22 protein-coding genes are annotated in these 26,044 nt (G+C 67.1%); 11 read left to right on the top strand and 11 right to left on the bottom strand.

Features of this window, described 5'->3' with window-relative positions; genetic code table 11:
- The first annotated feature begins 4 nt into the window (after positions 1-4).
- Genes JHD77_RS27095 through JHD77_RS27080 form a run of 4 tightly spaced genes read left to right on the top strand, consistent with a single transcriptional unit; the run spans position 5 to position 4,234 of the window.
- Positions 5-538, top strand: coding sequence for a hypothetical protein (locus JHD77_RS27095; protein WP_003089506.1), 534 nt, complete (start codon positions 5-7; stop codon positions 536-538).
- Between the two features lie 38 nt (positions 539-576).
- A complete protein-coding gene (locus JHD77_RS27090; protein ID WP_003124577.1) occupies positions 577-1,644 on the top strand; it encodes a M91 family zinc metallopeptidase in 1,068 nt (355 codons plus the stop codon).
- A 36-nt stretch (positions 1,645-1,680) separates the two neighbouring features.
- On the top strand, positions 1,681-3,687 hold the full coding sequence (gene tssI / locus JHD77_RS27085; RefSeq protein ID WP_009316136.1) for a type VI secretion system Vgr family protein: 2,007 nt from the start codon (positions 1,681-1,683) through the stop codon (positions 3,685-3,687).
- 10 nt (positions 3,688-3,697) lie between these two features.
- Complete coding sequence (locus tag JHD77_RS27080; RefSeq protein WP_003122691.1) at positions 3,698-4,234, top strand: toxin-antitoxin system YwqK family antitoxin; 537 nt, start codon at positions 3,698-3,700, stop codon at positions 4,232-4,234.
- Between the two features lie 22 nt (positions 4,235-4,256).
- Here JHD77_RS27080 and JHD77_RS27075 read toward each other — a convergent pair whose 3' ends face one another.
- Positions 4,257-4,652 carry a DUF4280 domain-containing protein gene (locus JHD77_RS27075; protein ID WP_003089513.1) on the bottom strand — a complete coding sequence of 132 codons (396 nt, stop codon included), beginning with the start codon at positions 4,650-4,652 and terminating at the stop codon, positions 4,257-4,259.
- A 275-nt stretch (positions 4,653-4,927) separates the two neighbouring features.
- Between JHD77_RS27075 and JHD77_RS27070 the strand changes: the two genes are divergently transcribed.
- Together JHD77_RS27070 and JHD77_RS27065 are read left to right on the top strand one after the other, a co-directional pair.
- Entirely contained in the window at positions 4,928-5,569 is a 642-nt protein-coding gene (locus tag JHD77_RS27070; RefSeq protein ID WP_023108143.1) for a LuxR C-terminal-related transcriptional regulator, read from the top strand.
- Positions 5,570-5,769: 200 nt separating this feature from the next.
- Positions 5,770-6,975: an ABC transporter substrate-binding protein gene (locus JHD77_RS27065; RefSeq protein WP_003115787.1), complete on the top strand. Its 1,206-nt coding sequence runs from the start codon at positions 5,770-5,772 to the stop codon at positions 6,973-6,975.
- A gap of 416 nt (positions 6,976-7,391) precedes the next feature.
- On the opposite strand, the gene JHD77_RS27060 is transcribed toward JHD77_RS27065, so the two are convergent.
- The 3 genes from JHD77_RS27060 to JHD77_RS27050 form a co-directional block, all read right to left on the bottom strand.
- Positions 7,392-9,707, bottom strand: coding sequence for a xanthine dehydrogenase family protein molybdopterin-binding subunit (locus JHD77_RS27060; RefSeq protein ID WP_019726221.1), 2,316 nt, complete (start codon positions 9,705-9,707; stop codon positions 7,392-7,394).
- A complete protein-coding gene (locus JHD77_RS27055; protein WP_003089521.1) occupies positions 9,704-10,174 on the bottom strand; it encodes a (2Fe-2S)-binding protein in 471 nt (156 codons plus the stop codon). Before JHD77_RS27055 ends, JHD77_RS27060 begins: the two co-directional genes overlap by 4 nt.
- 265 nt (positions 10,175-10,439) lie before the next feature.
- The gene (locus JHD77_RS27050; protein ID WP_003104944.1) at positions 10,440-10,676 is read right to left on the bottom strand and encodes a hypothetical protein; all 237 of its coding nucleotides are present in this window, start codon (positions 10,674-10,676) and stop codon (positions 10,440-10,442) included.
- A 294-nt stretch (positions 10,677-10,970) separates the two neighbouring features.
- On the opposite strand from JHD77_RS27050, the gene JHD77_RS27045 reads away from it, so the two are divergent.
- Positions 10,971-11,213, top strand: coding sequence for a DUF1654 domain-containing protein (locus JHD77_RS27045; RefSeq protein ID WP_003089526.1), 243 nt, complete (start codon positions 10,971-10,973; stop codon positions 11,211-11,213).
- A gap of 71 nt (positions 11,214-11,284) precedes the next feature.
- Here JHD77_RS27045 and lldA read toward each other — a convergent pair whose 3' ends face one another.
- The 6 genes from lldA to fpvI all read right to left on the bottom strand — a co-directional run bounded on the left by lldA (position 11,285) and on the right by fpvI (position 18,353).
- Entirely contained in the window at positions 11,285-12,436 is a 1,152-nt protein-coding gene (gene lldA / locus JHD77_RS27040; RefSeq protein ID WP_003104946.1) for an L-lactate dehydrogenase LldA, read from the bottom strand.
- 96 nt (positions 12,437-12,532) lie between these two features.
- Complete coding sequence (locus tag JHD77_RS27035) at positions 12,533-13,453, bottom strand: LysR substrate-binding domain-containing protein (protein ID WP_003114511.1); 921 nt, start codon at positions 13,451-13,453, stop codon at positions 12,533-12,535.
- Positions 13,454-13,494: 41 nt separating this feature from the next.
- Positions 13,495-13,818: a transcriptional repressor gene (locus JHD77_RS27030; RefSeq protein ID WP_003089535.1), complete on the bottom strand. Its 324-nt coding sequence runs from the start codon at positions 13,816-13,818 to the stop codon at positions 13,495-13,497.
- Positions 13,819-13,998: 180 nt separating this feature from the next.
- Complete coding sequence (pvdQ, locus tag JHD77_RS27025; protein ID WP_003103624.1) at positions 13,999-16,287, bottom strand: bifunctional acylase PvdQ; 2,289 nt, start codon at positions 16,285-16,287, stop codon at positions 13,999-14,001.
- A 122-nt stretch (positions 16,288-16,409) separates the two neighbouring features.
- On the bottom strand, positions 16,410-17,741 hold the full coding sequence (gene pvdA / locus JHD77_RS27020) for an L-ornithine N(5)-monooxygenase PvdA (RefSeq protein WP_003103622.1): 1,332 nt from the start codon (positions 17,739-17,741) through the stop codon (positions 16,410-16,412).
- A gap of 132 nt (positions 17,742-17,873) precedes the next feature.
- Positions 17,874-18,353: a pyoverdine signaling pathway sigma factor FpvI gene (fpvI, locus tag JHD77_RS27015; RefSeq protein WP_003103620.1), complete on the bottom strand. Its 480-nt coding sequence runs from the start codon at positions 18,351-18,353 to the stop codon at positions 17,874-17,876.
- Positions 18,354-18,516: 163 nt separating this feature from the next.
- Here fpvI and fpvR point away from each other — a divergent pair, with 163 nt between their 5' ends.
- The 4 genes from fpvR to ompQ all read left to right on the top strand — a co-directional run bounded on the left by fpvR (position 18,517) and on the right by ompQ (position 24,209).
- Complete coding sequence (gene fpvR / locus JHD77_RS27010; RefSeq protein ID WP_003120136.1) at positions 18,517-19,512, top strand: pyoverdine signaling pathway anti-sigma factor FpvR; 996 nt, start codon at positions 18,517-18,519, stop codon at positions 19,510-19,512.
- A gap of 100 nt (positions 19,513-19,612) precedes the next feature.
- Positions 19,613-20,788: a pyoverdine export/recycling transporter periplasmic adaptor subunit PvdR gene (gene pvdR / locus JHD77_RS27005; RefSeq protein WP_003089547.1), complete on the top strand. Its 1,176-nt coding sequence runs from the start codon at positions 19,613-19,615 to the stop codon at positions 20,786-20,788.
- The gene (pvdT, locus tag JHD77_RS27000; RefSeq protein ID WP_003139295.1) at positions 20,788-22,779 is read left to right on the top strand and encodes a pyoverdine export/recycling transporter ATP-binding/permease subunit PvdT; all 1,992 of its coding nucleotides are present in this window, start codon (positions 20,788-20,790) and stop codon (positions 22,777-22,779) included. The genes pvdR and pvdT overlap by 1 nt, the downstream gene beginning before the upstream one ends.
- Before the next feature lie 5 nt (positions 22,780-22,784).
- A complete protein-coding gene (ompQ, locus tag JHD77_RS26995) occupies positions 22,785-24,209 on the top strand; it encodes a pyoverdine export/recycling transporter outer membrane subunit OmpQ (protein WP_003120134.1) in 1,425 nt (474 codons plus the stop codon).
- A 48-nt stretch (positions 24,210-24,257) separates the two neighbouring features.
- Here the strand turns inward: ompQ and pvdP are convergent, their stop codons facing one another.
- On the bottom strand, positions 24,258-25,895 hold the full coding sequence (pvdP, locus tag JHD77_RS26990; protein ID WP_031755553.1) for a pyoverdine maturation tyrosinase PvdP: 1,638 nt from the start codon (positions 25,893-25,895) through the stop codon (positions 24,258-24,260).
- Positions 25,896-26,044 lie beyond the last annotated feature (149 nt).

Below are 26,044 nucleotides of genomic sequence, written 5' to 3'. Positions count from 1 at the left end.
ATTCATGAACTGGAACGATCTTTGCGGAATAAACACGGTAGCCGGAAAAGCCATAGACATCCCGACCCTGGTCGGTCCCGGCGTCGACCACGACCGACGTGGAAGGACCGGAATGCCCAACGGCGCGACGCTGACCGCCATGATGAACGCTGCCGACGCCCTACGTCTGACCGAGGCCCCGAGGACCAGGCGCGGTGGTGTGTCCGACGGTATTTCCTTCCACATCGCCCAATACGTGCCCGGTGGCGCGTCTCTGACCATCACCAGCCAGTTCGTCGGTCAGAAAGCCGGCTCCGCCGTGTGCTACGAGAACACACTGTTCAACGATGCCCTGGTCGGTCGCATCAACGCCATCGTTGGCAACATCATCGTGCGCCAGAGCGTCGCACCCTGTACGCGCTGCCGCGCCGGCTACCGCCAGCTCGCCCAGAACGGACCACATACTATCGTCGTCTCCAGCGATGACGGCTACGACGGCGCCCCCGACAACACCATCTTCCTCTTCGCACCCACCGGGCTGGTGTTCTACCGACGCTGAACTCCCGCCGAACTGCCCCACCTTCGAGGACTGCCGTCATGCCCCGAACCATCGAATACTGGCGCCCCACGAACGGCCTGTATCATGCGACCCCGCCCGGAATCGCCGTGCTGACCCAGGACAGCGATTGGGAGGTGCTCAACGAAGCCACCGGCTTCTACGAGGAAAGCCCGTATCCCTCCGCCTTCAAGGGACAGGTGTATCGCGCGCTGAACTACATAAACGCTACGCCGACGGGCGCATCGCTGCTCTGGAACCTCTACACGACGAACAATTTCGTCGACATCACCCCCTCGTCGCTGGGCAACAATGTCCAGTCCACCAATCAGCCCATGGCGCTCAATCAGGTCGCCAGAGAAATCATCGTAGGAACCGGTCCCGGCCCCCAGACCCAGATCGCGCTCAATCAGACAGGCATCGCCCCGCAGGCGCAGACCCAGTGGCTGACCTATGTCATCAACAGTTCGCCGCATTGGGCCCTGGACGGCGTGCCGGGCAACGGTGGTGGCCTTTACGGCTATCTAGAGCGCGCCCGCCAGTATGCCAACCGCTGGATGCTGCTGTTCGACCACCGCTACTTCCGCTGGAGCGACAGCAATGAAGGCTATTTCAATGAGCAGAGCTACAGCGGACATTTCGGTATCTCCGCCCACAACATCGCCATCACCAACCACGAAGTGGCGGCCTGGCTTGCCGGACAGCCGCTACCCCACCGCCTCAGCGATGCCCAGCAGAACCATGCGCGGCTTGCGACCATAGTTGCCCTTAAGGACGTTTCGCCGCCTTCGGCTGGCTGTTCCGCCCATGTGAGATGGAACCCCACAGCGACCAACCCGCTGAACCGGATACGTCCTCCGGCAATCGGCCTGGCTCATGAGCTGCTGCATGCCTACTACAGTTGCCGAGGCGCACAACCCGGCTACGACGACAACCACTACTCCACGGTACTGTTCGAATACCGCTGCGTCGGCCTCGGCCCCTGGGACGAAGCACCATTATCGGAAAATGCCCTACGCAAAGAATGGTGGAGCTATGCCTGCCAGCAGGTGCCCGGAAGCGACCCAGAGAACAGGAAGGCCATCGGCAAACGCATCAGTTACATGTAGTCGTCGCCGCTGTCCCGACAGAAACGAGGGACCCAGATGCCCCGTCCCACCGATAGCAATACCAGCCTCTCCCTGACCGCCTCGGCGCTGGCAGCCCTGTTCCCGGAGCGTCTGGCCGGGGAAGAACGCCTGAACGCACTGCCCGGTTGGGAACTGCTGGGCTACAGCGCCAGCCCCTTAGCCCTGGACGGCGCAATCGCCACCCATCTCACCGCCACCCTGCACAACGACGCCGACCAGCGTCCGCTCGACGGCCTGGTCGCGGAGATCCGCCAACTCCCCGGCGATGCCAGCGCCGAGCGCTACCAGGTGCTGTTGCGCCCCTGGCTCTGGTGGCTGACGCTGGCCAGCAACAACCGGGTGTTCCAGAACCTGGCCACCAGCGACATCGTCACCCAAGTCTTCGACCAGCACGGCTTCAGCGACTACCAGTTGCAACTCAGCGGCAGCTACCAGCCCCGCGAATACTGCGTGCAGTACGGCGAGAGCGACCTCGCCTTCGTCTCGCGGCTGCTGGAGGAAGACGGCATCTTCTGGTTCTTCACCCATGCCGCCGGCAAGCACACCCTGGTGCTGGCCGACAGCAACGACGCCTTCCCGCCGATTCCCAACGGCCCGCAAGTGGCCTACCTGGGCCAAGGAATCGGCGTGCGCGAGTTGCAGGGCGTGCGTTCGGCGCAGTACAGCCTCCAGGCGGTATCCGGGACCTACAGCGCCACCGACTACGAGTTCACCACCCCGGGCACCTCGCTTTACTCCCAGGCCGAGGCGGTTTCCGGCGCCGCCGGCGTCTACCAGCACCCCGGCGGCTACACCGCCAAGGCCCAGGGCGACAGCCTGACCAAGCAACGCATCGACGGCCTGCGCAGCCAGGAGACGCGCCTGATCGGCGAGAGCGACTGCCGCTGGCTGGTGCCCGGCCACTGGTTCACCCTCAGCGGGCATGATGACGATTCGCTGAATATCGACTGGGTGCTGACCTCGGTCACCCATGACGCCAGTCACGCGCACTACCGCAACCGCTTCGAGGCGATCCCCAAGGCCACCGCCTACCGCCCCGCGCGGGTCACGCCCAAGCCGCGCATGCACACCCAGACCGCCCTGGTGGTGGGCAAGGCCGGTGAGGAGATCTGGACCGACCAGTACGGCCGGATCAAGATCCAGTTCCCCTGGGACCGCGACGGCAAGAACGACGAGACCTCCTCCTGCTGGGTGCGCGTGGTGCTGCCCTGGAGCGGCAAGGGCTTCGGCATGCAGTTCGTGCCGCGCATCGGCCAGGAAGTGATCGTCACCTTCATCGACGGCGACCCGGACCGCCCGCTGGTCACCGGCTGCGTCTACAACGGCGACAACGCCCTGCCCTACGCGCTGCCGGACAACCAGACGCAGTCCGGGATCAAGACCAACTCGTCGAAGGGCGGCGGCGGTTTCAACGAGCTGCGCTTCGAGGACAAGAAGGACGCCGAGGAAGTCTTCCTCCAGGCGCAGAAGGACCTCAACGTCAACGTGCTCAACGACAGCACCGCCAGCATCGGCCACGACGAGACCCTGACGGTGCAGAACGCCCGCACCCGCACGGTGAAGGAAGGCGACGAGACCGTCACCCTGGAGAAAGGCAAGCGCACGGTGACCATCCAGACCGGCAGCGACAGTCTGGATGTGAAGGACACGCGCACGGTGACGGTGGGCGCCGACCAGACCCACAGCACCGGCGGCAACTACAGCCACAAGGTCAGCGGCAACTTCGAGCTGACGGTGGACGGCAACCTGACCATCAAGGTCAGCGGCACCCTCGCCCTGCAGAGCGGCGGCAGCCTGACCCTGAAGAGCGACGCCGACCTCGCCGCCCAGGCTGGCACCTCGCTGACCAGCAAGGCCGGGACGTCGCTGACCAACCAGGCCGGCACCTCCCTCACCAACAAGGCCGGCACCAGCCTGACCAACGATGCCGGCGTCAGCCTGACCAACAAGGCCGGCGCCGAACAGACGGTGGACGGCGGCGGCATGCTGACCATCAAGGGCGGCCTGGTAAAGGTCAACTGAGGAGAAGCGCATGGCGGCATCCGGCAAGCTCGACCTGGTTCGTGGCGACAGCCATCTCGCCGGCAACCTGCTCGACGGCAGCCTGGAAGGCCCGTTGCGCATCGACGAGCACGACAGGCCGCAGGCCAGCCTCGGCTACCGGCAGGGCCAGTTGCACGGCGCCAGCACCCTGTTCCATCCCAACGGCAAGGTCTCCGCGCAACTCGCCTTCGTCGACGGCAAGCTGCACGGGCCGGCCAGTTTCCATGCCGCGGAAGGCTGGTTGCAGCGCAAGGCGCACTACCGCAACGGGCTGCTCCACGGCGAAGCGCTCAACTATTTCGCCAACGGCCAGGTGGCCGAGCGCGAGCATTACCGCGACGGCGTACGCGACGGGGTCTACCAACGCTTCCATGGCAATGGCCAACTGGCCTTCGACGGACGCTACCTGAACGGCCAGCTACTGGACGGCGCCCAGCCGTTCGCCGACGACGGCCGGCCGCTGGACAGCGAGGGCAAGCCCATGGCGCGCTGGCGCTGGTGGTGGACCAGGCTGGCGGAGCCCTAGGCGCGCATCGGCCAGGCGGCGCTCAGGGAATCAGCATCTGCACCTGTCCCGGCACGCTGATCTTGATCACTCCGCCCCAGGTGCAGATCAGCGTGCCATTGGCGTCCAGCGCGGGCATCCCGCCCAGCAGCAGGGTCGGCGGGCCGCCGGGGATCCACGGGCTGGCGGTGGCGGGAATGCACGGCATCGGCGTCAGTACGCCGAGGGCGGCGGCGGTGGCGGCGGCCACCACGGGGTTGGCCGGGCTCTGGCAGAGGCCGAAGGTGGGAATGTTCAGCAGCGGGATGTGGTCCATGATGTTCGCCGCCGGCATCCCGCTGGTCAGGGTGCGGTTCTGCGGCAACACGTTGAGCACCGTCGGCGCCGCCCCGAAGCTGCATTGCAGGGTGGCGCCGGCGCAGACCTGCGGGCAGCCCATGCCGTCCTCCCGAGCGCGATGGCGTTGTAGCAGGATAGACCAGCCCATCGCGCTCGCCGTGGGGCTGGCTGCTGTTTTTCTGACGAATGCCCGACATGCGTGTCGCCAGCGGCGCTAGAATTCCGCTGTCATGCGGGGCGGAGCCCCGCGACAGGGATCGACGAAAAAGGATTTTCGGCGGATCGAACGGTGCCCGCAGCGCCCTCGCCGGCCGGCCCGCGGCCGGTCGATGCAGGGGTTGGCGTACCCTGGCCGCCCCCAAGGACGGGACGACAATGCCTAGCACAAGAAGCCTCCCCGCACGGGTCATCGTCGCCGATGACTATCCCCTGTTCCGCGATGGCCTGAGACGGGTCGTCCGCCGCTACCTCCCGCAAGCCGCCGTGAGCGAAGCGGACAGCTTCGACGAGGTGCTGCGCCTGGCCTCGAGCGTCTCGCCGGAACCTCCCGCCCTCTTCCTCCTCGACCTGCTGCTTCCCGGCTTCGCCGCCTCCCAGTCCATCGAGCGCTTGCGTCGCGCCTATCGGCACAGCGCAATCGTCATCGTCTCGATGCTCGACGACCCGCGTCTGGTGGACGAGGTGCTGGCCGCCGGCGCCGACGGCTACCTCGGCAAATCCCTGGAGGCCGGGGAGATCGGCACGGCGTTGCAGACGCTCGGCAGCGGCGAACCGGTGGTGCGCCTGCGCGGCGGGTCGAGCGCCGGCAGTCGGCAACGCGCCCTCCTGGACGCCCTGACCCCACGGCAGCAAGCGGTACTGCGGCTGATCGCCGATGGCCTGTCGAACAAGGAAATCGGCCGCGCGCTGTCGATCTCGCCGTTCACCGTGCGCGTGCACGTTTCCTCTCTGCTGCGCGCCCTGGAAGTGAACACGCGGACGGCCGCCGCGGCGCTGGCGGCGAAGGCCGGCTTCTAGGCAGGCTCTACGCGGCCGTACCCGGAGTTCCCGCGCAAGCATCCGAGAATGCCGAAACGAGAAGTCTGCCGCGATTTTCCGCGAAGTCTCCTCGCGGCGCTGAAGCCCGTCGCGGCGGACCAGTCCCATCCATGAGGGGCGTGCCTGCGCGCCGGCCTCACCGGGAGCGGCGACGCTCGTTTTCAGCAGAGGAACGGCACATGATCGACAGGGTGAAGCCGCTGATGGCGGCATGGGTTCTGGTCTTCGCATCTTCTTCGTTCGCCAGCGAAACGGCGGGAAAATTGCCACGAAAGCCAGCTCTAGGGCCGGAAACCGCGGGGGCGACCCTGGTCATTCCCGGCGAGACCGACAGGCTCGCTTCGCTCTACGCCCGCGCACGGGGCGAAGGCGGCAAGGTGGTGCTCTGGGCCGGCGGCGACGCGCCGAACCAGATGGACTGGTTGAAGACGGCCTTCGAGAGCCGCTTTCCCGGCGTGACCCTGGACGTCACGGTGGACCTCTCCAAGTTCCACGACCTGCGCATCGACCAGGAACTCGCCGCCGGCACCCTAACGCCGGACGTGGCGATGCTGCAAACCACCTTCGATTTCGACAGATGGAAGGCCCGCGACGTGCTGCTGCGCTACAAGCCGGTCGGCTTCGCCCGGCAGAAGAAAGGCTACGCCGATCCCGACGGCGCCTATGTCACGGCCTACAACAACGCCTTCGTGCCGACCTACGCTTCCGTCCGGCTGCCAGCGGAGCGCTATCCGACGCGCTTCGCCGATTACCTGAAGCCGGCCTTCAAGGGCAAGCTGGTGCTGACCTATCCCCATGACGACGATGCGGTGCTGTACGTCTACGACAAGCTGGAACGGCGCTACGGCAGCGGTTTCCTACGCGCCCTGGCGGCGCAGAAGCCGAACTTCCTGCGCGGCACGGCGGCGCCGGCGGCCTCGGTGGGCACCGACTCCATCGGTTCGCTGGGCAACCTGACCGGCTATGCGACCGACAGCGATACGCCGGCCGGCTACTTCATCCCGACCGACGAGCCGTTCATCGTCTGGAACCAGCGCGCGGCGATCTTCAAGGCCGCCCGTCATCCGGCCACGGCCAAGCTGCTGCTGTCCTACCTGGGCTCGGCCGAGTTCCAGTCCAGCTACGGCGGCTGGCGCGCCCGCGCCGACGTCGGCGAAGCGCCTGGGCTGCCGCCACTGGAGTCGCTGAAGAACGTCGACGTGCACGATTTCACCCGCTGGATGGCCGATCGCCAACGGGTGGCCAGCCTGCGCAGGCACATGGCGCAAATCTTCGGCCCGGTACGCGGCGAGTCGCCGTTGCGCGACCCGGCGCTGATGAGCCTGCTGGGGCTGACGGCGAACGACATCGTCGCCCTGCCCGAACCGGACCTGCCGATCTACTGAACCGCCATGACGGCCTCGCGCACGGACGACGCGGGGTCGTCGATCCTGGAGAATTGCCAATCCGGTTTCGACGGCAAGCAGGCGGCCTGGAGCGGCTGGGAAGACTCCCACTTCTTATAAAATACTTTTAATAAACTATTTATATTATTGATTAATAAGATAAATAAAATACTAGAATTCACTTTAAGTTGAGACGACAAGGCGGCGCATAACGCTACCCGTTGTCCGCCCTGGCGTCCGCTTGCCGCCTTCGCTGCGCAGGGCGAACGAGGCCACCCGCGTTATCCGCCGACAGGCCTCTGCCAGGGAAGGACGACGGCACGGAAAACTCTTCTTCGACAACGACTTCCGCGTAGAACCTGATCCATCGCCTGCGCTCGCGCGAACTCACGCAGGCGACGACCAGGACGAAGGACCTAGGCCTTCCGCCACCCCTGCAACTGATTGCGGATCGGCAACTCGCGGATGCGCTTGCCGGTGGCGGCGAAGATCGCGTTGCACAGCGCCGGCGCTATCGGCGGCACGCCGGGCTCGCCGACCCCGCCCAACGGCAGGTCGCCATCCGGCTTGAGCAGATGCACCGACACCGCCTTGGGCGCCAGCGGCATGCGCGCCAGCTCGTACTGGTGGAAGTTGTCCTGCTGGACCTTGCCATCCTTGAAGCTGATCTCGCCCAGCGCCGCCAGGCCCAGGCCCATCACGCAGGCGCCTTCGAGCTGCGAGCGGATGCGCTCGGGGTTGATCTGCGGACCGCAGTCGGCGGCGATGGTGGCCTTGTGCACCAGCAGCGCGCCGTCGTCCTTCACCTCCACCTCGATCACCACCGCCACGTAGGTGACGAAGCTGTAGTGCGCGGCGATTCCCCGCGCCCTGCCCCTGGGCAGCTCGCCGCCCCAGCCGGACTGGCGCGCCGCCTCCTCGATCACCCCGCGCAGGCGGCCGACATCGAGCGGGTAGCGCTCCGGCGACTCGCCGTAGTTCCAGCTGTCGCCGAGTTCGGCGGTGTCGATTCGCCGCGCCGGGCCGAGCAGCTTGAGCAGGTAGTCCTTCGGGTCCTGGCCGGCCTTCGCCGCCAGTTCGCCGACGAAGCTCTGGATGGCGAAGGCGTGGGGGATGTTGGAGACCGAGCGGAACCAGCCGACCCGGGTGTGCGCCGGGGCCTCGGGGTTCTCCAGGCGCACGTTGGGGATGGCGAACGGCAGGTTGGTCAGGCCCATGCCCAGTTCGAAGGCGCCCTGGTGCTTGCTGTCCGGGCCGAACAGTGCGGTGATGCTCGGCGCCACCGAGCGATGCAGCCAAGCCTGCGGCAGCCCGTCGGCGCCGAGCACGGCCTGCAGGCGCTCCACCGAGACCGTGTGGAAATAGGAGAAATGCAGGTCGTCCTCGCGGGTCCACTGCACGCGCAGGTGGCGACCGGGGAACGCCTTGGCCAGGATCGCCGCTTCCAGCACGAAGTCGGGCTTGGACTTGCGGCCGAAACCGCCGCCGAGCAGGGTCACGTTGACCGTGACCTTGTCGAACGGCAGTTTCAGGCGCTCGGCGATGCGCTCGCGGGTCACTTGCGGCGCCTGGGTCGGGGCCCAGACCTCGCAGGCGCCGTCCTTGTACCAGGCGGTGGAGACCGGCGGTTCCATCGGCGCCTGGGCCAGGTGCGGCAGGTAGTACTCGGCCTCGACGATATCCCCGCCCTTGGCGAACAGCGCCGCGGCATCGCCGCTGTCGCGCACCACCTTGCCCGGCTTGCGCGCGGCCTCTTCCAGTTGCTTGCGGTAGGCCACCGAGTCGTAGCCGCCGTTGACCCCGGCGTCCCACTCGACCACCAGCGCCTCGCGCCCCTTGATCGCCGCCCAGGTGTTCTGCGCCACCACGGCGACCCCGCCCAGCGGCTGGAACTCGGACGGGATCGGCCGGCCCTCGATCTCGATCACCTTGACCACCCCCGGCACCTTCAGCGCCGCGGCGGCGTCGTAGCGCTTGAGCTTGCCGCCGTAGACCGGCGGCCGGGCGACCACGGCGTAGAGCATGTCGTCGAAGCGCGCGTCGAAGCCGAAGCCGGCGCGGCCATTGACGATATCGGCGCCGTCGATGGCGCGCGCCACGTCCTTGCCGATGTAGCGGAACTGCTCGGGCTTCTTCAGCAGCAGCTTGTCGCGCGCCGGCACTTCGAGACCCGCGGCGGCCTCGGCCAGTTCGCCGAAGGACAGCGAACGGCCGCTGGGCGCATGCAGCACCTTGTTCTGTTCGGCGCGGCACTCGCCCAGCGGGACCTTCCACTGGTTGGCCGCGGCCTGTTCGAGCATCTGTCGCGCCGCCGCACCGCAGCGGCGCATGGGTTCGAACCAATGGCGCATGCTGCGCGAGCCATCCGTGTCCTGGTTGCCGTAGCGCGCTTCGTCGCCGGGCGCCTGGATCACCTTGACCCGGCTCCAGTCGGCCTCCAGCTCGTCGGCCACCACCATCGCCAGGCTGGTGCGCACGCCCTGGCCCATTTCCGAGCGGTTGCAGACGACGCCGACCGTGCCGTCCCGGTCGATGCTCACGTAGATCTTCGGGTTGTCCACCCAGCCGTGGGGCATGGCGTCGGCGCCGAAGGCCTTCTTCTCGGCGGCCAGGGCGTCGCGCCAGCCCCAGTTGGCAGCCACCAGCAGCACGCCGGTGGCGCCGACGCCCTTGAGGAAACCGCGGCGGCTGAGATTGCCGATGACCAGATCGTCGGGGTACGAGCGCTTCATGCCTTGGCCTCCTGCAACTTGGCGGAGGCGTTGTGGATCGCCGTCTTGATCCGGTTGTAGGTGCCGCAGCGGCAGATGTTGCCGGCCATGGCCGCCTCGATCTGCTCGTCGCTGGGCGCGGGGTTGCTCTTCAGCAACGCCGTGGCCGACATGATCTGCCCGCCCTGGCAGTAGCCGCACTGCGCCACGCCGATGTCCAGCCAGGCCTGCTGGACGACTTCGCCGACCTTGTCGGTGTGCAGGTGGTCGATGGTGGTGACCTTCCTGCCCTGCGCCAGGCTCACCGGCGTGATGCAGGAACGGGTGGCCTGGCCGTCGATATGGATGGTGCAGGAGCCGCACAGGCCCATGCCGCAGCCGAACTTGGTCCCGGTATAGCCGACGACGTCGCGGATAGCCCAGAGCAAGGGCATATCCTCGGTGACATCGAGCTGATGATCCTTGCCATTGAGGTTCAGGGTAATCATCGGTGCACGCCTTTTCTGGTTTCTGGTTATGGAGTCGCACGGCGACTGCGCCGCCCCCCATGGGCGCGGCGAGTCTCTCATCGGACTGAAGGGAGATTATTGGCGAGAGGACTGCGGCGCATAACCTGGCAGAACTGAACGTATCGTTGAATGGAATTCAACGACACCCAAGCCGGGCGGGAATCGCCCGGGCGAGGCAGCATTCCCGGTGGCCCGCTCCTCGCCGCTCGCCGGAAAGCGAGCGGCTCGGCCAGGGGAAACGGCGTTAGCCGCGCCGCACGCGCAGGCGCTCGGCGTGGTAGATCAACGGCCCATGCTGGTCCTCGGCACCGCTGGGGTCGTCCAGCAGCACGCCGGTGATGCGGCCCTGGCGGAACAGCAGGCGGATCGCCAGCAGGTTGGCCCTGGGGTCGCCCTTGAGATCATGGAGGGAACGCGGGGTGTCGGCATCCAGCTGACAAAACACCGATTCGAGCAAAACATCGGAAGGTTCTAACGCCATGCAGTCGTATCCGTCGAGAAGTACCGGTCACCTTGCCTTGCACTGGGTGCCGGTCAAAGCCCATCCCTGGAAAAACGCCTTTCCGCGCATTGAAACAATGCGCAACGATTTTCCTCGCGACGCAGTGTCGCCTACCGCCAGAGCCGTTGCCAAGAGCCGTACATCCCTGCGGCGTGCCCCTGCGACAACGTTGCAATACTTTCTTCACACGAGTTCCGCTACAAAGGTATCTCGCCGGAACCGAGGGTTCCTTTGTCCACCCACCCATAACCGAGAAAGCAAGCGGAGGCACCCATGAACCACACTGCATCGATCCCCGCCCTGCCCACGGCCTATGACCTGCTGAACACCCGCATCCAGCGCATCATCCACGCCCCGGCCGCGCAACAGGCCTGCCAGGCCTGCATTTCCCGATTGCCCGGCGAAGACGAGGGCGACTGGGCCCACCTGCTGGAAAGCTTCGACCGTTCCAACCAGTGGCTGCTCGACCCGCAGCGCGACGGCAGCATCGTCCTGCGCTGGAGTTCCGCCGCCTGATCCTGTTTGCCGCGCGGCCGTCGAGCCGCGCGGCTTGCGCTCTTCCCTTCCCTTCCATTCGCTGTTCGCGGCTATCGCGGATAGCTTCCCGGCAACAGGATGTCCCGGCCGACCTCGCGGATGTCGGTATGGCCGCAGAAGGCCATGGTCAGGTCCAGCTCGCGGGCTATGATCTCCAGCGCCCGCGTCACTCCGGCCTGCCCCAGCGCGCCCAGCCCGTAGAGATAGGGACGGCCGATCATGGTCCCGCGCGCACCGAGGGCGATGGCCTTGAGCACGTCCTGCCCGGAACGGATGCCGCTGTCGAGCCAGACCTCGATGCGCTCGCCCACCGCCTCGACGATCGCCGGCAGCGCGCTGATGGTCGAGGGCGCGCCGTCCAGTTGGCGTCCGCCATGGTTGCTGACGACCAGCGCATCGGCGCCGGAGTCGGCGGCCAACCGCGCATCCTCGGCATCGAGAATGCCCTTGAGTACCAGCTTGCCGCCCCAGCGCCGCTTGATCCATTCGACGTCGCCCCAGTTCAGCCGCGGGTCGAACTGGCGGGCGGTCCACTCGGACAGTGAGCCCATGTCGTCGACGCCCTTGACGTGCCCGACGATGTTGCCGAAACCGCGACGCCGGGTGCCGAGCATGCCCAGCGCCCAGCGCGGCTTGGTGGCGATGTTCAGCAGGTTGGCCAGGGTCGGCCGCGGCGGCGCCGAGAGACCGTTCTTCAGGTCCTTGTGGCGCTGGCCGATGATCTGCAGGTCGAGGGTCAGCACCAGCGCGTCGCAGCCGGCGGCCTTGGCACGGTCGATCAGGCGTTCGATGAAATCGCGGTCGCGCATCACGTAGAGCTGGAACCAGAACGGCTGGCCGACTTCCGTGGCGATGTCCTCCAGGGAACAGATGCTCATGGTCGACAGGGTGTAGCGCACGCCGAACTCGGCGGCGGCGCGGGCGGCGAGGATCTCGCCGTCGGCATGCTGCATGCCGGCCAGCCCGGTGGGCGCGATGGCCACCGGCATGGCCATCTCCTGGCCGAGCATGCGGGTGCGCAGCGAGCGGTTCTCGATATTCCGCGCGACCCGCTGGCGCAGCTTGATCGCGGCGAAGTCGTCCTGGTTGGCGCGGTAGGTGCCTTCGCTCCAGGAACCGGAGTCGGCGTAGTCGTAGAACATCCGCGGCACGCGCTTGCGCGCCAGGCGGCGCAGGTCTTCGATATCGGTGATGACGCTCATGCAGTCCACTCCTTCGGGGGTGGCTGGATGGTAGAGCGCGACGTACCGCCGCAGGCGGAATAATTGTCGGCATCGGCGGAAGGAAATTCCGCCGTTTCAGTCGTCCGCCGCCGGAAGGAATTCCCTGCCCTGGACCACCGCCTCGCGGCAGATCGCCGCCAGCCAGGCGGCGAAACGCTGGCTGGCCGGCGAGGCCTGGTGGCTGCGCAGGTGGTAATGGTGGGTGGGCGCCGAACGCAGCGGGAACAGCACCACCAGCCGCCCCTCGGCAAGCCAGGCGCGCGCCAGCGAGGGTCGCGCGAGGGCCACGCCCTGGCCGTTGGCGGCGGCTTCCAGGGTCATGCCCAAATCGAGCAGGCGCGGCCCGGCGCAGGGCTCCGGCCAGTCCAGCCCGGCCACGCGGAACCACGGCTGCCAGGGCTCCAGCGGCGAGCGCAGCAACGGCAGGCCGGCGAGCATGGCTGGCGTCCAGGGCCGCGGCAGGCCGAGCAGCAGCCCCGGCGCGGCCATCGGTAGCACGCGCTCCTCCAGCAGCCGCTCGCCGGCCGCCACGCCATGGCTGTCGCCGCGCACCTCGACATCGGCCAGCGGCAGGTCCTGGCCGTCCGAAGGACTCGACAGGAGAATCTCCAGCTCGATTTCCGGACAGGCCTCGGCGAAGGACGCCAGGCGCGGAATCAGGATCTGCCGGGCGAAGGTCGGCGGCGTGCGCAGGGTCAGCCGCTGCTGGCGCTGGACCTGGCGACGATGCAGCGGAACCGCCGCGAGCTGGGCGAGGATCGGCGCGATCTGTTCGAGGTACTCGCGGCCGTGGGAGGTCAGCGCCAGCGAGCGGCCGTCGCGCTGCAACAGGCTCACCCCGAGCATCCCCTCGAGACCGGAAACCCGCTTGCTGGCGGCGCTGCCGGTGATCGACAGGAGTTCGGCGGCGCGCTCGAAGGTACCCAGCCGGGCAGCCGCTTCGAACGCCTGCAACGCTTCGATGGAAGGAAAACGGAAATCGTCGGGATTGAGCATGGGGCAGACTTTACCCGCTGCCCGAGATCAGGGATACCGCGTCAGAGCCGCTGCTCGTTGGCCGCGGCGCGGCGCTCGGGCGCCGCGGAACCGGCGGCACCGCCCCAGGAAGCCTTGCCGGGGCTGTAGACATCCTGTTCGTCGAGGGTCACCAGGCCGCTTTCCACCAGGCGCCCGAGGACCTGGCGGATGCTCACCAGGGACAGCGGCGTACCGGTTTCGGAGAGACGCCGGTGCAGGGTGCGGATCGGCACCCGGCCCTGCTCCCCCGAGGCTTCCCAGAGCGCATCGATCACTTTCAGCCGGGCCAGGCTCATCTTCAGGCCGGCCTCCTTCAACATCTGTTTGACGGGCGAATGGGTCATCGTGACGCTCCTTTCGTGGACGAGTGGGTAGCGGGTCCCCGCCGAAGCCGAGCATCCCTGCTCGCTGCCTGCACGTGTTCCCTGGAACCGGGCGGCTGTGGGCCGCCTCTATGGTTAAAGACGAACGAGCGCGGAAAAACCGTCAGTTTTTTTCCCATCAGATCTGATAGGCATTGCTTATCATTCGCGAATGCTTAGCCGTTGCAGTTGCGGGTCGGCGTCGATCTGCCTGTCGCTGAACGGCAAGGTCTGCCATTGCTGGCGGGAAAACAGCTCGGTCTGGTCGCGGTAGTGCGGCGAGCGCGGATCGCTGGACTGGGAGAAAGCCAGCAACCCGCGAGCCTTGGGCCCTTCCTCGGGAAAGGTCACCAGCTGGATGTAGCTGGTGCCGCCGACCACCTCCAGGTGGTCGCCCTTGCGGACGCTCTGGATCGCGTTGTAGACCCCGAAATGGCCATCGCCGCCGGGAATCGCGATGCGTTCCTGGCCACGGGTGCTCACTTGCAGGTCGCCCCAGCGCGCGCCGTCGGGAATCCCGCTCTTCTCCACCTCCGCCGCCGCGTCCGCCAGCGCCTGGCGCACCTGGGTCGCCACCTGCGGCCGGTCGAGGGCGATGCCTTGCGGCGTATCCAGGGGACGTTGCGCATCGAACGGTTCCTTCCACGCGCCGTCGAGTTCGGCGAAGCGTTGCATGAAGCGCTGGAAGTAGACGAAGCCGCTGCCGCTGTCGAGGTTGGCGCCACGGTCCCACTGCGCCAGGGCCGCGCAGGCACGGGCAAGGGAATTCTCGCCCTGGTTGTCGCGGCACAGGCGGAGCAGGTCCGGCAGCACCTGGTCGGCGCTGAAGACATGGTTGGCGGTGACCATCTCCTCGAGCGTCTTCGCCTCCAGCGGCTGCTTGCCCTGTAGCCGGCTCAGGGCGTAGCGCGCCCGCGGACCGATGGGCTTCTCCTGGCTGACCAGGGGCGAGAAGCCCTGCAGCGGGCTCGCCGGGTTGGTCAGCCAGGCGCTGTCGTTGGAGTTCTGCACGAAGTCCCTGCGCAACAGCACCGGCAGTTGCGCCGCCGGGGTGATGCCAGCCTGGGCCGCGGCCGGGTCGCGGCTCCAGGCACAGCGGCTGTCCTGCCCCTGGAGGGCCGGCAGGCCTTCGGCGACCAGTTGCGGAATGGCGCAGGCGGGAATCAGTTCCGGCTTCAGGTAGGGCACCACCGACAGGTTCATGTACAGGGCGTTGCCCTGCTCGTCCGCGGCCAGGGTGTTGACCCAGGGGATCCCCTGTAGCGCCTCGACGCGCCGGCGCAGGTCGGCGACGTCGCTGGCCTGGTTGATCGAGTACCACTGTTGCAGTACCCGGGTGTTCTCCAGGTTGGCGTCACGCAGCGCATAGGCCTCGCTGCGGTTCCAGTCCAGCTTGCCGGGCCAGACCACCAGCGGGCCGTAGATCGACTGGTAGACCTTGTGCTCGACGCGCGACAGCTTGCCGTCGGCGCCGCGCACCTCGATCGCGACGGACTTCTCCTCCAGCGGCAGCGAACGACCGTCGACCAGGTAGCGCCGCGGGTCCTTCGGGTCCAGCGCCAGGCGATACAGGGTGAAGTGGCTGGAGGTATCCACCGTGTGGGTCCAGGCCAGGTGGCGGCTGAAGCCGATGTTGACCACCGGCAGGCCGGGCAGCGAGGCCCCCATCACGTCGAGCCGGCCGGGAATGGTCAGGTGCATCTGGTAGAAACGCATCGCGCCGTTCCAGGGGAAGTGCGGGTTGGCCAGGAGCATGCCCTTGCCGTCCGCCGAACGTTCGCTGCCAACGGCAATGGCGTTGCTGCCGCGCTCCAGGCGGAAGCGCTGGCGCCGCTGCTCGGCGACCTGGAACGCCTGCTCGCCGCTCAAGGCGACCTTCTCCGCTCCGGGCGGCGCGGCGGCCACCAGCGCGTCGGCGAACTGGCCGACCCCGCCTTCCACCAGCAGGCGCCGGGTCAGGCGCAGCAGGTCATCGGTCGCGATGGCCCGCAGCCAGGGCTGGCCAAGGCAACTGGTGGTCTTGCCGTCGGCCTCGCGGAGGAAGCGGTTGAAACCGGCGGCGTAGCCTTCGAGCAACTGGCGTACCGCGGGCGTCTGCGCCTGCCAGAAGGCTTGCAGCGCCTCGGGTTGGTTGAGCCAGGCGTAGAAGATGTCGGACGGCAGGTTGTCCAGCTCGGCCGACGACTTGCCCTCGCTGCCGAAATAGCGCGCCCGCTCGCCGCGCGCGGTGACGATCTCCTCGGCCAGCAGGCAGGCGTTGTCGCGCGCGTAGGCGTAGCCGATGCCATAGCCCAGGCCGCGCTCATCCTTGGCCCGGATGTGCGGCACGCCATAGGCGGTCCAGCGGATATCCGCGGCCAGCCCGGTCGGCCGCGGCATATCGGCCTGGACCGGCATCATCGAACCCAACAGCATGCCGGCCAGGCCGGTCAGTACGGTACGCATCCCCATCGATGTCGTTTCTCTGCAAAGTGGTGGCCGGAACGGCCGGGACATGCAACGAAAACGCCCTGCGTGCCGGGCATCCCCTGGCGGGGAAACGGGCAACACAGGGCGTGGCGGCGTGGCGCCGGTCAGCTGGCCAGGGCGTGCTCGTGCAGGGCGCGGGCCGGAGCGCCGGGCTTCAGGTGCTGGTACAGGGAGCCGGAGATTTCCTCGGCACGTACCGGCAGCACCGACAGCAGGGTGTCGCTGAGGCCATGGCTGGCCTGGCTGAAGCCCTGCGCGTAGATCGCCACCTTGCAGCGCTCGTCGGTCTGCAGGCGGTAGTCGCGGCCGATCTCGTGGTCGCCGAGGTACTCCGCCAGCGGTTCGAGCAGTTGGCGGTGCAACTGGCGCTCATAGCCGGTGGCCAGGATCACTGCGTCGTAGGTCTCTACGCTTAGCTCGCCGCTACCGGCGTCGCGCAACGCCAGCTCGATGCCCTGGGCGGTGGCGGTCGCGCGCTCCACGGTGGTCATGCAACGGAAGGCGTGGCGCGGGATGCCGGAGACTTTCTGGCGGTAGAAGACGCCGTAGATGCGCTCGATCAGGTCGGTATCCACCACCGAATAGTTGGTGTTGTGGTATTCGCGCAGCAAACGCTCGCGTTCGGCATGTTCGCGGCTGTAGATGAGATCGGTGAACTTCGGCGCGAACACTTCGTTGACGAACGGGCTATCGTCCGCCGGCTTGAGCGCCGAGGCACGCAGGATCATGTCGGCCTGCACCGACGGGTAGCTGTCGTTGAGGTCGATGAAGGCCTCCGCCGCGCTCTGCCCGCCGCCGATAATGGCGATCTTCATCGGCTTGCCACTGCTGCAGGGCTGCTTGGCCATGTGTTCCAGGTACTGGCTGTGGTGGAACACCCGGCCGTCGCCCTTGAGCGCACGGAACACCTGCGGGATACGCGGGGTGCCGCCGGGACTGACCACCAGGGCGCGGGTGGTGCGCACCAGCTCCTCGCCGTCGGCGTTGCGCGAGATCACCCGCAGCGCCTCGACCTGGCCGGCGCTCAGCATCGGCTCGATGCGCAGGACCTCTTCGCCGTAGCGGCTCTGCTCCTGGAAGTGGCTGGCGACCCAGCGCAGGTAGTCGTTGAACTCCATCCGGCAGGGATAGAAGGTGCCCAGGTTGATGAAGTCGACCAGACGATCGTGCTTGTGCAGGTAGTTGACGAAGGAATACGGGCTGGTGGGGTTGCGCAGGGACACCAGGTCCTTGAGGAAGGAGATCTGCAACTCGCTCTGCGACACCAGGGTGTTGCCGTGCCAGCGGTAGTCGCCCTGCTTGTCCAGGAACAGCACTTCCAGGGCGCCCTGCGCCTGGGCCCGTTCCTGGAGGGCAATCGCCAGGGCGATATTGGAAGGGCCGAAGCCGACACCGATGAGATCGTGAACCACGGCGGTTGCAGTTGCCTGAGTCATTTCCAGTTCCTCTGGATTGGCCCCCTTTCAAGCGGGAGCGATAAGTCGAGAGCAGCCCTGGAGGGCCATCTGTTGACTAGGAACGAGGACAGGGAAATGAAATTTAAGCGTTGCCGAGCACGAATAGCGAAATCAGTCGGCTTCCCATTCGCGCATGCGCACCCGACAGTGCTTCATCGCGTTGACGATGTGCTTTTCCACCAGGCTGCGGGAAATATTGAGATGTTCGGCGATCTGCGAATGGGACAGGCCGTCCAGCTTGCGCAACAGGAAGGAACTGCGGCAGATGGCCGGCAACTCGGCCAGCGCGCGCTGCAGGTTGTCCAGGCGCTGCCCCTGGTCGACCACCGTCTGCGGCGAGGGACTGGCCAGGCCCTCCTCGTCGTCCAGGACCTCCAGGGGTTCCGCCCGGCGCACCCGGCTGCGACGGTGCTCGTCCACCGCCAGGTTGAGCGCCGTCCGGTACAGAAAAGCCTTCGGATGCTCGATCTGCGCTTGACTGGAGCGCTCCAGAACGCGCAAATACGCGTCGTGGGCGACATCCGCCGCTGCGTGTCGATCCCCGAGCCTGGCACTGAGGAATCGCAGCAGCTCCCGATAATGGTTTTCCAAGACGACTCCTGCTCGCTGCCTCTACGGCACTGTCCTTCCAAGGGCGGGATCGCCTGCCGGCGACATTGGCAGTATGAAATCATTAAATTTATAATAATTCTCATCAAGCTTTAAAGCCTTGTTTCGCTCGCAGCGCAATCCGAAGGCATAACTGGAACCCTCGATGAAGACACCCTCTCCCGCCGACAGCGACACCCTTGTGCAGGACGCCGCGCATTGGTGCATGCGCCTGCACGCCGAGGACCTCTCCGAGGAAGAGCGTGGCGAGTTCCAGCGCTGGCTGGCAGCCGATCCCCGGCACGCCGCCGAATACGCAGAAATGGAGGAGATCTGGGCGCTCAGCGAACTGCTGCCGCGAACGCCGGCGCCCGAGCTTCGCAACCACGCCGCAACCCGCCCGCTCGGCCGTCGCCGCAGGGGCTGGAAGAGCCAGGCACGCGCCGCCGCCCTCGCCCTGCTTATGTTACCGACGGCCGGCTACCTCGGCTGGCTGCAAGGCTGGATTCCTTCCAACTACCAGCGCTACGAGGCCGAGGGCAACGTCAGGCATGCCGTTCTTCCCGACGGCAGCGAGGTCGAACTGGACCTCAATACGCAGCTGAGCTTCGCCAATTTCAAGGACATCCGCCGGGTTTCCCTGGACAGGGGCGAGGCCTACTTCCATGTCACCCACGACAGCGCGCACCCCTTCGTGGTCAAGGCCGGCAACGGCTCGATCACCGTCACCGGCACCCGCTTCAACGTCTGGAAGTACCAGGACAACGTGGTAGTCACCGTCACCGAGGGCTCGGTGAAGGTCCGCAGCGAAGGCTCGGGCAACGACAGCAGCCTGACTCCCGGCATGCAGGCCAGCTACTATCCGGGCCTGCTGCAACCGTTGGTCGAAGCCGTGGATACCCGCCAGACGCTAGCCTGGCGCGAGGGCCGCCTGGTACTCGACGACCTGCCCCTGTCCAAGGCCCTGCCGCTGATCAACCGCTACCTCGACGCTCCGCTGGTCCTGGGCGACAGGAGCGCTGCGAAACTGCGCATTGGCGGGATCTACAGCACCCGCGACATCCGCAGCCTGGTCGACGCCCTGCCGAAAGTCCTGCCCGTGGACCTGGAACATCGCGAGGACGGCAGCATCCGCATCAGCAGCCGTTACGCCCAGCTCTGAACCCAGGTTAAATTTAGCCGCCCTGGCCTCGTATATCTGGCAGTGCCCAGCCTGCCGATCCAGCGGCGGCGGTCTCTCCACGCACCGGCCGGATTCCCGAATGAGACGAACCCGTAGTACTCGTCGCGCACTGCTCGTCGCAGTCTGCCTCAGCCCCCTGATCGCCCTGGCCGCCTGGCAGGCCTATCCGTTCCGCAGCAACAGCTTCGACACCGTGAGCGTCAGCCGCGGCAGCATCGAGAGCAGCGTCTCGGCGCTCGGCACCCTGCAACCGCGGCGCTACGTCGACGTCGGCGCCCAGGCCTCCGGGCAGATCCGCAAGTTGCACGTCGAGGCCGGGGACGATGTGACGGAAGGCCAGTTGCTGGTCGAGATCGACCCCTCCACCCAGCAGGCCAAGGTCGATGCCGGCCGCTATTCGATCGAGATGCTCAAGGCCCAGCTGGCCGAGCAACGTGCCCAGTACACCCTCGCCCGCCAGCAGTACCAGCGCCAGCAGCGGCTGGCCGCCGGCGGCGCGACGCGTACCGAGGACGTGCAGAGCGCCCAGGCGCAGATGCTCGCCACCCAGGCGCGGATCGAGATGTACCAGGCGCAGATCCGCCAGGCCCAGGCCTCGTTGCGCAGCGACGAAGCCGAACTCGGCTATACCCGCATCTACGCGCCGATGTCCGGCACGGTGGTGGCGGTCGATGCGCGCGAAGGCCAGACCCTCAATGCCCAGCAGCAGACCCCGTTGATCCTGAGGATCGCCAAATTGTCGCCGATGACCGTCTGGGCCCAGGTTTCGGAAGCCGACATCGGCCGGGTCAAGCCCGGCATGCCGGCCTACTTCACGACCCTCAGCGGCGAAGGCCGGCGCTGGACCGGCAAGGTCCGGCAGATCCTCCCGGTGCCACCCAAGCCGCTGGACCAGAGCAACCAGGGCGGCGGCAGCCCCACCAGCGGCAGCGGCGGGCAGAGCGGCAGCGGCCGGGTGGTGCTGTATACCGTGCTGGTCGACGTGGACAACGGCGACCACCAACTGATGGCGGAAATGACCGCCCAGGTGTTCTTCGTCGCCGCCACCGCGGAAAACATCCTCACCGCGCCGGTCGCCGCCATCCACGACGACGGCAAGGGCGGCCAGGTCGCCTGGGTGGTCGGCAGCAACGGCAAGCCGCAGAGCCGCCAGATCAGGACCGGCATCAGCGACCGCCTGCGGGTACAGGTGCTTGCCGGCCTGGAGGAAGGCGACCGCCTGTTGATGGCCGCTCCCGACGGCAGCGACAGCTGATGGAAAACGCCACGCACCCCGTCCCCCTGATCGAACTGCGCGACATCCGCAAGCGCTACGGCGGCAATGGCACCCCGGAAGTCGAGGTACTCAAGGGCGTATCGCTGTCGATCCACGCCGGCGAGTTCGTCGCCATCGTCGGCGCCTCCGGCTCCGGCAAGTCGACCCTGATGAACATCCTCGGCTGCCTCGACCGGCCCAGCTCCGGCAGCTACCACTTCGCCGGCCACGACGTCGCCGAACTGGACAGCGACGAGCAGGCCTGGCTGCGCCGCGAGGCATTCGGCTTCGTGTTCCAGGGCTATCACCTGATCCCCTCCGCCTCGGCCCAGGAAAACGTCGAGATGCCGGCGATCTACGCCGGCATCCCGGCGAGCGAGCGGCACACCCGAGCGCGGGCCCTGCTCGAACGCCTGGGCCTGGCCGAGCGCACCGCCAACCGTCCGCACCAGTTGTCCGGCGGCCAGCAGCAGCGGGTGTCGATCGCCCGCGCGCTGATGAACGGCGGCCATATCATCCTCGCCGACGAACCCACCGGCGCCCTCGACAGCCACAGCGGCGCGGAAGTCATGGCGCTGCTCGACGAGCTGGCCAGCCAGGGCCACGTGGTGATCCTGATCACCCACGACCGCGACGTCGCCGCCCGCGCCAAGCGCATCATCGAGGTGCGCGACGGCGAGATCGTCAGCGACAGCGCCAACGACGAGCGCCCGGCGCAACCGAGCGCCGGCGTCGAGCGCCACCTGCAGGCCGACGATCTCAGCCAGCGCCTCGCCGAGGGCAGCAGCGAACCCTCGGGGGCCTGGCGCGCCGAACTGCTGGAGGCGGTGCGCGCCGCCTGGCGGGTGATGTGGATCAATCGGTTCCGCACCGCGCTGACCCTGCTCGGGATCATCATCGGCGTCGCCTCGGTGGTGGTCATGCTCGCCGTCGGCGAGGGCAGCAAGCGCCAGGTGATGGCGCAGATGGGCGCGTTCGGCTCGAACATCATCTATCTCAGCGGCTACTCGCCGAACCCGCGCGCGCCGATGGGCATCGTCAGCAGCGACGACGTCGCCGCCATCGCCACCCTGCCCCAGGTGAAGAAGGTCATGCCGGTGAACGGCGGCGAGCTGGTGGTGCGCTACGGCAACATCGACTACCACGCCTACGTCGGCGGCAACAACACCGACTTCCCGGAAATCCTCAACTGGCCGGTGGCCGAGGGCAGCTACTTCACCGAGCGCGACGAAGACGCCGCCACCACGGTCGCGGTGATCGGCTACAAGGTGCGCAAGAAGCTGTTCGGCAGCGCCAACCCGATCGGCCGCTACATCCTCATCGAGAACGTGCCGTTCCAGGTCATCGGCGTGCTCGCCGAGAAAGGCTCCAGCTCCGGCGACAAGGATGCCGACAACCGCATCGCCATCCCCTACTCCGCTGCCAGCATCCGCCTGTTCGGCACGCGCAACCCCGAGTACGTGATCATCGCCGCCGCCGACGCCCAGCGCGTGCACCAGGCCGAACGCGCCATCGACCAGTTGATGCTGCGCTTGCACCGCGGCCAGCGCGACTACGAGCTGACCAACAACGCGGCGATGATCCAGGCCGAGGCGAAGACCCAGAACACCCTGTCGCTGATGCTCGGCTCGATCGCCGCGATCTCCCTGCTGGTAGGCGGGATCGGCGTGATGAACATCATGCTCATGACCGTGCGCGAACGCACCCGCGAGATCGGCATCCGCATGGCCACTGGCGCCCGCCAGGGCGATATCCTCCGCCAGTTCCTCACCGAGGCGGCGATGCTCTCGGTGGTCGGCGGCCTGGCCGGGATCGCCCTGGCCCTGTGCATCGGCGGCGTGCTGCTGCTCGGCCAGGTCGCGGTGGCCTTTTCCCTGTCGGCCATCGTCGGCGCCTTCAGTTGCGCGCTGGTCACCGGCCTGGTGTTCGGCTTCATGCCGGCGCGCAAGGCCGCCCAGCTGGACCCGGTGGCCGCCCTGGCCAGCCAATGACGGATATGTCCATGAAGAATCTCTCCCTGATTTCCGCCTGCCTGCTGCTCGGCGCCTGCGGCAGCACGCCGGCGCCCCTCGACAGCGGCCTGGCCGCGCCCAGCCAGTGGCGCTACCTGGCGGCCGGGCGCAGCGATGCCAGCGACATCCGCCAGTGGTGGAAGGCCTTCGGCGCGCCGGAACTGGACAGCCTGCTGCAACGCGCCCTGCTGAACAGCCAGGACCTCGGCGCGGCGGTGGCCCGCGTACGCCAGGCCCAGGCCTCGGCGGTGATCGCCGGCGCGCCGTTGCTGCCGGAGCTGAATGCGACGCTCGGCGCCAGCCGGCAGAAACTCCTGCGCGACTCGGGCTACAGCGGTACCGACGCGACCTCCGACAACGATGCCGTCGACTCCTTCTCCGCCGGCCTCAGCGCCAGCTACGAAGTGGACTTCTGGGGCGGTCGCCGGGCTGCCTACCGCAGCGCCCTGGAAAGCCTCAAGGCCAGCGAGTACGACCGCGCCACGGTAGAGCTGACCCTGCTCTCCGGCGTCGCCAACAGCTACCTGCAGGTATTGGCGCTGCGCGAACAGCAGCGCATCGCCAGGCTCAACCTGGACAACGCCGAGCACGTCCTGCGCCTGGTGGAGACCCGCCATGCCGCGGGCTCGGCCACCGCCCTGGAGGTCGCCCAACAGAGCAGCCTGGTCGCCAGCCAGCGCAAGCAGCTGCCGCTGCTCGAGCAGCAGGCCCATGAGGCGCTGATTACCCTGGCCACCCTGATCGGCGAGCCGGTGCAGGCGCTACAGGTGGCCGAGCGGCCTTTCGACAGCCTGCGCTGGCCGGAGACCGGAGCGGGCCTGCCGAGCGAACTGCTCAGCCGCCGTCCCGATATCGCCAACGCCGAAGCGCAACTGGCCGCGGCCCAGGCCGACGTGCAGGTGGCGCGCGCGGCGCTGTTCCCCAAGCTGACCCTGAGCGCCTCGCTGTCGTCCGGCGCCAACCGCGCCGCCGACACTTTCCGCAACCCCTATTACAACCTGGGCGCCAACCTGCTCGCCCCGATCTTCAACCACGGCCGCCTGCGCGCCGAGCGCGACCGCAGCCTGGCGCGCCAGGAAGAACTGCTGGAAACCTACCGCAAGGCGATCCTCACCGCCTTTGCCGACACCGAACGCTCGCTGAACAGCATCGACGGCCTCGACCGCCAGCTGCACTGGCAGCAGCAGGAGCTGGAGCAGGCGCAGCGCGCCTTCGATCTCTCCGACAGCCGCTACCAGGCCGGCGCGGAAACCCTGCTGACGGTCCTCGAAACGCAACGCACGCTGTACGCGGCGCAGGATGCCGCCGTGCAACTGCGACTGGCCCGCCTGCAGGCCTCGGTCGGCCTGTACAAGGCCCTCGGCGGCGGCTGGCAGAGCGACCGCCAGGGTCTCGCGCGGAAAGACTGAGGCCCGCGTTGCGCGGGCCTCCTCCATCCTTACTCGCTCTTTCGCCGCTCAGCGCCTGAGCTGGTCGCGCGCCAGCTTCAGGTTGCGCGCGTACCAGGGCCGCCGCGGCGCACGCTTGAGCCAGCCGCTCAACCGGTCTTCTTCGCTGAAGATGATGCGTACCGCCAGCTTCATGGTTTCCACGTCCAGCTCCACCGAATTGCTGCTCGCCTGCAGATCCGACAGGCCGCAACCATGGGTCGCCGGGCCGAGCCAAGGGTCGTCCACCTCCACCCAGCGCCCAGCCGCAAACCAGGGAATACCCTGCACCTCTCGACGCCGCACTTCGCCGGGATGGAAACGCTCGTGGGCACGGTACCAATCCTCGATACGGTCGTCGATCCAGCCATGGAAGGACCAGAACACGGGATTCACATGGGACGAGAACGGATCGCCGAGGAAATCGTTCTCCGGGCGGAACCAGCGCGGCGAGAAATCCGACGGGACGCGGTCGCCCATGACCGGCGACCCGTTGGATGGGTCGCGGGTCACGGTCGCCCAGCGCATATGCAACCAATCGTGCATACCCAGCTCCATCTCCGAGCCGAACTGTCCCAGGGTCAACTTCGCCAGATATTCCGGATCCTGGTACTGCGACTCCCAGGCCAGGAAATTGGAATGGTACGCTTCTACGCTTTTCAACCCACGCAGCCATTCGCTGTATTCGTCGTCCCCGACCGCTACCCAGGCCGGCGGCACGGAGAAACCATCTGGATTGTCGAAGTAGCGGATGAAGCCGGGACGATCGAATTCCAGCGGAACCGCGGGGCGCGGCAAACGCCTCCAGGATGGCAGGTCTTGCATGGATCGTGCGGTATGCAGCATATGCCGATGCATGAAAAGGAAGTCGATACCAGAAGCGTTGCGATCCTTTCTTGGCCCCCGCGCATCGCGCTCCCGGTCCAGCGGGCCAGGCTGCCAGCCCACCCCACGCAACGCATTGCGCTGCTTCTCCGACAGTTGATGCCACTTGTCCCGCGAGGCGTGCCATAGCTGGTGGAACAACCGGTGCTGCGGCGACACTAACCATCCCAGCAATTTCTCGTTGAGAGCGATGCGTTCGCGAGCTGGCGGAAAGTGTCGCTTGACCGCTACGAAGCGGAAATCTTCCTCCGGCAGCCCCGGAGAACGATCCAGGCGCAAGATATGCCCGCTCAGCGTGCCGTCCCCGGCATTGGCGAAATTATCCCAGACTTCATCAAAGACTGCGGAGCAGTCATGGGTCGGCGCCATCGACGCCGAAGCCTGGTCGACCAGGCGCCAGCGAATTCGCGCCGAACTGGCTCCAACGAGGTCGCCGCTCACACGGAACCTGGGCTCATCGCTCGACAGCAGTCGTGTAGGAGTATCGAGATAGCCAATCAGGCCACGCCCCTTGGGAGCGACATCCAGCACCATTTGCAAGCCTTCCGCCGGCAGGCCGGGCAAGCCAGCATCAGCACCGACCAGACGCAGGTCCCACACCCCACGCAAGCGACCACCCAGGCGCATACCCGCGGTATCGGCCAGATCGAGCACGGCCTCGTCGGCCGTGGGCGGTTCCTCTTCTTCGCGGGCCAAGTGACGGCGGGTGTAGTAAGCCACCGGCAACGCCGCCGCTCCGGTCAGCGCCAAGCCGGCCATGAAACCTCGTCGAGAAACCGTCATCGTCCTACCTGTGTCAACCGCGAAGCCCGCTTTATCCAGCTAGAACGTTCCGTCCGTCGGCAAATTTACTGGCACGCCACCAAGCCTCGACACCATGGTCGAGAGGGGCCATGGCTAAATTTTCCCTCTCCCGCCTCGTTCCTCCCTGA

The organism is Pseudomonas sp. P20 (assembly GCF_016463925.1).
GTDB lineage: Bacteria > Pseudomonadota > Gammaproteobacteria > Pseudomonadales > Pseudomonadaceae > Pseudomonas > Pseudomonas aeruginosa.
The sequence above is the reverse complement of the archived record's forward strand: the minus strand, read 5'-3'. Positions and strand labels throughout refer to the sequence as shown.